The sequence below is a fragment of the Pseudomonadota bacterium genome, assembly GCA_026388315.1.
GTDB lineage: Bacteria > Desulfobacterota > Syntrophorhabdia > Syntrophorhabdales > Syntrophorhabdaceae > MWEV01.
On the sequence record JAPLKA010000017.1, the window covers coordinates 20,842 to 27,664 of the forward strand.

The following is a 6,823-nucleotide window of genomic DNA, read 5'->3' on the forward strand; positions in this document are numbered from 1 at the left end:
ATGTTAATCGTTCGATTTTTTGTATCATTTCTCTGCATAGAATCCGCGCATAGACACAGACAACTATGTGCATAGACACAAGGCAAACTCAATTGCGTTACTCCTTAGTCAACATATATTTAAGTTTCATTGCATTTAACAATCAATGTTGTATCACCCATCAAGGCCTATGCGAAGTTTGTTAATAGCCAAGATATGACTTTCTTACTAATTCGTTTTTCAAAAGACCCGCGCTTTTGCCATCCAATATTACGCTACCCGTTTCTAGCACATAAGTTCTGTCGGAAACTTCTAATGACATCCTGGCATTCTGTTCAATAAGAAGAATACTGATCCCTTGGTCTTTCAGTGCCCTTACAATTCTAAAGATTTCCGCAACCATCAATGGGGCGAGACCAAGTGACGGTTCATCCATAAGGATGACTTTGGGCTTTGCCATTAAAGCACGACCTATGGCCAACATCTGTTGCTCCCCCCCTGATAGGCTTGCTGCCTGTTGCCGTTTTCTTTCTTTTAGGATGGGGAAAAGTTCAAAGACTCTTTGCAGTTCTTCCTGGACCTTCTTAAAGCCACCATTTGTTATCTGAGGGTAAGCGCCTAACATCATATTGTCAACTACCGACATGGTTCCAAATAATCTCCTGCCTTCGGGAATAACAGCTATACCTAATCTTACCATTTGGCTTAATGGTAATGTAGTGATGGAGCGACCTTCAAAATGTACGTCTCCAGAGCGTTTGGGGACCATTCCAGTAATAGCCTTAATCAGGGTTGATTTGCCTGAGCCATTCGCTCCAATAATCGCTACTATTTCCCTATTATTGACCGAAATTGAGACGTTTTTTAAGGCTTGAATATTCCCATAATAAACATCAACTTTTCTTACTTCAATCAAACACTTTCCTCCGTTCCCAAGTAGGCTTCAATAACTTCCGGCGATTGTTGTATTTCTCTCGGTGTTCCTTCCGCTATCTTGACCCCAAAATTTAGAACCAGGATCTCGTCGCAAATTTCCATCAGGAATTTCATTCTGTGTTCAATAATAAAAATACTAATGCCAGTGTCTCGAATCTTAAAAAGCATGTCGCGGAAAATATTTATCTCTTGATCGTTCAATCCTGATGCCGGCTCGTCAAGGAGAAGTAATTTTGGATTCATTGCCAAAGCTCGAGCAACCTCAAGGTGCCGCTGCTCCCCGAGCGGTAGCTCATTTGCAATCCTATCGGATTTTTTATCGAGGGCCATTGCTGCCAGGTATTCCATACTGGCATCGCGTATTCTTTTCCTTTCATTTGCAGCTTTTCGAGTGTTAAAGCTACAAGCAAGAAGTTCTGCGTTTGTTCGGTGATGGTAACCGAGCATAACATTTTCCAGTACAGTAAAACTCTTGAATAGCTGCGGTTGCTGGAATGTTCTTGATATGCCAAAAACAGCAATTACTTCAGGTGATTTTCCTGTGATATCTCTGTCATCAAAGAATATTCTTCCCTTGTCCGGACAAAAAACCCCAGAAATCAGATTGAAGAGTGTCGTTTTGCCTGCACCATTAGGGCCTATAAGACCTTTCACGATACCCTCGTTCAAGCCGAAGTTTACCTCCGATAGAACCGTTAGCCCATCAAAGTGTTTCGTAACATTGCTCGCTTTAAGCATCACTTAATCAGCCTCCCCCAGACGATATGCAAGAAAATCTTCTGTCTCCCGTTCCACATACAACACTTAAGATATCTGGAGAAGCCTTGGAGTCCTTGTAGCACTCCGTTGGGGAAAAACATCATGATCACTACCAGGGAAACACCATAAATGACCAATCTATATTCGTCGAATCCCCTGATATACTCGGAAAGGAAAAGAATACCCGCCACCCCGTAGAGCGCCCCCCAGATACTCCCAATCCCCCCAAAAGCTACCATCAGGATGAATTCAAAGGCAAAACCCAAGCTTGCTATTTGGGGCGTTATAAAGGTCATATAGTGCGCATAAAGGCTTCCTGAGATAGCGGCGTACACAGAGCTTAGTACAAAGATTTGTGCCTTGTAATTGGTTGCCCTAATCCCCAAGATTCTAGCCACATCTTCACCCTCCTTAATAGCTCTGAGGTTTCTGCCTATCTTTGAATTCACCAAGTTAAGGGAAAATATAATGATGCAAATAAGAATAATCCAACATAAATAGTATATTTTAAGCTCACTATCAAAAACAAGCCCGCCCAAAGAGAAGAAAGGTATGCCAGACAAACCCTGATCTCCGCCAGTTATAAAGGAAAGCTCCTTAATGAGTACTTCAACGATTACAAGAACGCTCAGTGTGACGATGGCCAGATAATGTCCCTTGAACCTCAGCACGACTATCCCTATCAAATAAGCAATTATCCCAACTGACATCGAAGACAAAAACAAAGCAAGAGATGGAGGTAAACACCACTTCGTCGTCAGGATGGCCGAAAGATATGCACCGATAGCAAAAAATGCCGCGTGAGCAAGAGATATTTGGCCGGCGTATCCCACCAATAAACACATGCCAATGGCTGTTACTGAATAAATTGCCACAGAAATCATTATATTTATGTAGAAACCCGACCCAATTACAACCGGCAGGATCATGACGATGATTAATAAGAGCAGGATCCCAACGTTTCTGTGCAAAAAATTAGTCATGTTCCACCGAACCCAATGCTTGGAAGGATTTCTTACCCATGAGCCCCCTGGGTCTGAACAAAAGAATATTAATAATCACCAGGAAAGTGATCAACTCCTTATACCCGGAAGACAAATAGGTTGCGGCAAAGGACTCCAGCAAGCCAATTATAAGCCCTCCCAAGACAGCTCCAATGATACTGCCCATTCCACCAAATAATGCTGCAGAGAACCCCTTTAGAGCCAAAAGCATCCCGCCACTATAGTCCATCATCGCGATAGGCGTTATCAGGATTCCAGCCATGGCTCCGAAAACAGCACTGAAAACAAAGGAAAGGAGAACCATTCTGTTCACCTTTATCCCCATGATGCTGGCAGCAAGCGGGTCAATTGCGCACGCTTGCATTGCCTTACCATAGATTGATTTCTTGAAAAATATCGCTAACATCATAAATATGATAATCGTTGTAAAGATTACACATAGGCCCTGGGGCAGCATGGACGCTCCCCCTACCATTATCGGATCTTGCCCAAAAAAAGCAGGATAGCTATGAAGGTTCTTATCCCAGACGTGCATGGCTATCCCACTAATGGTGGACGATATTCCAAGGGTTATGATCAGGGTAGTCACCAAAGGAACTTTCCTTTTCTCCCGGTACATAACCCATTTCAGTAATACCCCGATCCCACCCACAATAAGGACAGTAAGTAAGAAGGACAAGAAAAGCGGTTGCTTAAAATCTCCATAGAGCGTTGCCATGATCATTCCGCCAAGCATCACAAATTCACCCTGGGCAAAGTTTATTATCTTTGTTGAACTGTAAATAAGAGCAATTCCAACCGCCATGAACGCATACATGCCTCCGGACGTTAATCCTGAAAATGTGGCTTGGAGCATTTCAACCATTTGTTCTATCCCCTTTCCCCGAAAAAATCGTTTTCTATTTAGCTACTTCCCATTTACCCCAGACCACTTATATACGATTTCCCATTTACCCCGTACCACCCTATATACGATGACGCTCCCATGATCAGGGCTATGATTCGTACTTGAGTAGTTGAAAATGCCGCCAACGCCGATATAGTTGGTCGTTTTTTCAATCGCATCTCTGATTTTGTTTTTATCCGGCCCCGCCTTCTCCAAAGCAGCTACTAAAATATGAATAGCATCATAGGCATTGGCGCCAAACATGATCGGTTTCTGCCCATACTTCTTAAGAAAGTCGCTTTGATACCTTACTATAACAGGTTTCTGCCTGTCGCCATCGGGTAGAGATGCAGCATCTATAAATTTATAAGTAACTCCCGTATGACCCTCTATAGTTCCTTCCGCATCCTTAAGGAAAGCATCTTGAACACAACCCATACTTCTCATAACCGGAATGGAAAGCCCGACCTGCTTGATGTTGCGGCTGAGAATTACCGATGGTCTAAGGTGTGTGAATTCAAATAACGCCTGCGCTCCGCTGTTTCTGACTTTTGCAACTGTAGGTGTCATATCATTATCCATGGTGCCAACCTTCTCTTTCACAACTATCTCAATTCCCATCCCGGGTGCAGTTTTTTCAATTGCCTCCAATCCAGCTTCTCCATACCCGTCTTGGGATGTAATCACGGCTATCTTTGTAAGACCCTTTGCTTTAAAATATTGCAGAGATTTTTCTACGGTCTCCACATCTGAGATTGGTGTTTTAAAAACATACTTTCTGATAGGCACCACAACTTTTGAGGTCAAAGTTGGCATTATCGTTGGTATTTTGTTTTGTTCCGCTATGTTCACCGCTGCTGTAGCCTCAACACTTGTGGTCGGGCCCACAATGGCAAGCACTCTATCCTTCTTTATCAGTCTGTTGAACACCTGAACCGTCACATCAGGTTTGTTCTCTGTATCATAATATACAACCTCAACGAGATTACCATTGATGCCACCCTTGGCATTGACCTGATCGACTACCATCATAACGGTTTTCTTACCAACCTCACCCATGTAGGCAGCAGGACCTGACAAGGGCCCACACCAGCCGATTTTGTAAGGCTCTTTTCCAAATGCAGAAAAGGAAATCGTCAGAAGAAATAGAACTATCAAAACCGATTTTAAAACACTGTGCTTTTTCATTAATAACCCCCTATATAAATTTATTTTTGCAATCTACGAAAACCAAACAGCATACTAGGTTTCCTGACTCTTTATGTCGGCACTAGCAGTTTAGCAAGTTCACTCATATCTTTCTTTTTCTCAAGTTCGCTAATAAATTCAACAATACGAGAAATATTGGTTTCAGAAAAAACCCTATCGGAATATTTCGTGCATTTTATAAACTTGTTTACACATTCATCCATTGTTATGGGGTTTTTAGGATTTCCTTTTGGAAATTGCGTTTTCCTTAACAGCTCCTTACCCTCCTTAGTCTTCAGTATCATAACGGTTGAACCTATGACTAAATCCGTCTGACAACTGTTGTCAATGACAGGCGTGATACGTTTTGCAATACTGAGAATTTTTTCATCTGTGATTGCATCCTCCTTTAGTTCATCAATAAAGAAATCCCTTTTTACTAGAGAAGCTGCTACAGCGAATGGCATACTGAACTGTGCATCCACTGATGTTTTGGGATGTCGTTTCTGATCCAATGGATGGCAGACAAGAGCATACACAGACTCGTTCACTTTTATTGTGATTTGATCAATATCGTCAGGGCTAATCCCATCATCTTTGACGAAACCCAGAGCCAAATCAATAGCCTCGTGATTGGCACGACAGGCACTATACATCTTTATGGAGATTTCTGTCCCTTTAAATGCTTTCCCCAAATCATTTGTAAGGGCATCGATGTTTGGGTTGGGTTCATAAGCATTGTAAAATCCATATTTTCCTTGGAGCACATTCTTTGAACCGGTTATTCCAGCCTGTGCCAATAAAACAGCCTCTATTGCTAATTTAGCCACGATCCCCTGCTGCAGGTAATGAGTCATAGCGCCATCGAAAGCGCTCTGTGCATCTCCAACCATGTGTGTAAAGGCTATCCCCATGGCATTTGACAACTTTTCTTCATCCAAACCCAATATCCGGCCCACCGCTCCGGTGGCTGGAAATATTTTAAACAAATTGTACCGTCCTGATTGGATTGGGCCCAGCCTGTTCGCTAAGGCCATTCTTATTTTCATATCTTGGCCTAAAGCAACAGCGGTAACGAAATCCATTCCGTTCACATTTCCTCTTCGCTCTGCAACAGCCAAACAGGCCGGAACTATAGAAGCACTGGGGTGAAGCGGAAATTGATCGAAAACGTCCGCAATCTCCAGCGCCCTCGCCATGGTACCATTAGCCAATGCCGCCAGGTGACATGGCACTTTATTACCAAAGACTGCAATTGTGCTTTCTTGCCTCCCCCCCCATTCCTCTATAGGTGCTAAAAGTAATTGGCAACCTTTCACCGAAGAACCTGCAATGGTGACGCCTATCGTATCTAAAATACTCTTTTTGGCTGCTGTTACAGCATCACTGGGCAAATCTTTGTATGAAACATCCAGTAAATTCCTTACTAAGGTTGCCATGATATCCATAATTCTTTTCCTCCTTATTGTCACTTCATACTGTTCGACTAAATTGAGTCATCACACTTTTTTGTATTACAGCCTTTTATATGCAAATTGTTTGGCATTGAGCTTAACAATATCTCTCATGAACCTTGTAGAAAATCTCACCAACTTTATCTGCATGATATTAATCTATAGCAAACGTTCGATTTATTTGTCAAGAAAAAAATGTTACGGTCGTGGATTTTTTCGGTAATTCTTTAATTTCAGTATGTTAAGCATCTCCTCAGCACCGTATTACGATTGATAGGCCGTACGATCAGCTACGAGTGATCAAACAGATCGGGATAGTGAAATTGATATATCCTTTTACGGTTTTTTTGGTCATCACATTATGCCTTATTCTGTTTATTAAAATAATTTAATTTTTTTCTTGACAAATAAAACGAACGTTTGCTATTAATTTAAAATAAATTAATATCGAACGTTTGCTATTAATTTAAAATACTTTAATAAAGGAGGTGGGGTTGGCTTTAATATCTAAGAACAAAATTAAAAAGGAGGCAAGAATGAAGAAAGTTATCGTTGTAATGCTTGCTCTGTTTCTTGCGATTCCTGCAATTACATATGCAGGGAGCGTAACAAGCAAG

The 6,823-nt window shown here is 41.9% G+C and carries 6 protein-coding genes; all 6 read right to left on the reverse strand.

What is annotated here, in order from left to right:
* Positions 1-181: 181 nt before the first annotated feature.
* On the reverse strand, positions 182-895 hold the full coding sequence (locus NTX75_01130; GenBank protein ID MCX5814832.1) for an ABC transporter ATP-binding protein: 714 nt from the start codon (positions 893-895) through the stop codon (positions 182-184).
* Positions 892-1,653: an ABC transporter ATP-binding protein gene (locus NTX75_01135; protein ID MCX5814833.1), complete on the reverse strand. Its 762-nt coding sequence runs from the start codon at positions 1,651-1,653 to the stop codon at positions 892-894. The genes NTX75_01130 and NTX75_01135 overlap by 4 nt, the downstream gene beginning before the upstream one ends.
* Positions 1,653-2,657 (reverse strand): branched-chain amino acid ABC transporter permease, encoded by a 1,005-nt coding sequence (locus NTX75_01140; protein ID MCX5814834.1) that lies wholly within the window; start codon positions 2,655-2,657, stop codon positions 1,653-1,655. The genes NTX75_01135 and NTX75_01140 overlap by 1 nt, the downstream gene beginning before the upstream one ends.
* The gene (locus tag NTX75_01145; protein ID MCX5814835.1) at positions 2,650-3,543 is read right to left on the reverse strand and encodes a branched-chain amino acid ABC transporter permease; all 894 of its coding nucleotides are present in this window, start codon (positions 3,541-3,543) and stop codon (positions 2,650-2,652) included. Before NTX75_01145 ends, NTX75_01140 begins: the two co-directional genes overlap by 8 nt.
* A 42-nt stretch (positions 3,544-3,585) precedes the next feature.
* Positions 3,586-4,752 (reverse strand): ABC transporter substrate-binding protein, encoded by a 1,167-nt coding sequence (locus NTX75_01150; protein ID MCX5814836.1) that lies wholly within the window; start codon positions 4,750-4,752, stop codon positions 3,586-3,588.
* A gap of 71 nt (positions 4,753-4,823) precedes the next feature.
* Positions 4,824-6,200, reverse strand: a complete 1,377-nt coding sequence (locus NTX75_01155) for an MmgE/PrpD family protein (protein MCX5814837.1) — start codon at positions 6,198-6,200, stop codon at positions 4,824-4,826.
* Positions 6,201-6,823: the final 623 nt, after the last annotated feature.

Coding starts and splice junctions, on each gene's coding strand:
- NTX75_01135 (MCX5814833.1), bottom strand. CDS start 1,653: ATGCTTAAAGCGAGCAATGTTACGAAACACTTTGATGGGCTAACGGTT.
- NTX75_01140 (MCX5814834.1), bottom strand. CDS start 2,657: ATGACTAATTTTTTGCACAGAAACGTTGGGATCCTGCTCTTATTAATC.
- NTX75_01145 (MCX5814835.1), bottom strand. CDS start 3,543: ATGGTTGAAATGCTCCAAGCCACATTTTCAGGATTAACGTCCGGAGGC.
- NTX75_01150 (MCX5814836.1), bottom strand. CDS start 4,752: ATGAAAAAGCACAGTGTTTTAAAATCGGTTTTGATAGTTCTATTTCTT.
- NTX75_01155 (MCX5814837.1), bottom strand. CDS start 6,200: ATGGATATCATGGCAACCTTAGTAAGGAATTTACTGGATGTTTCATAC.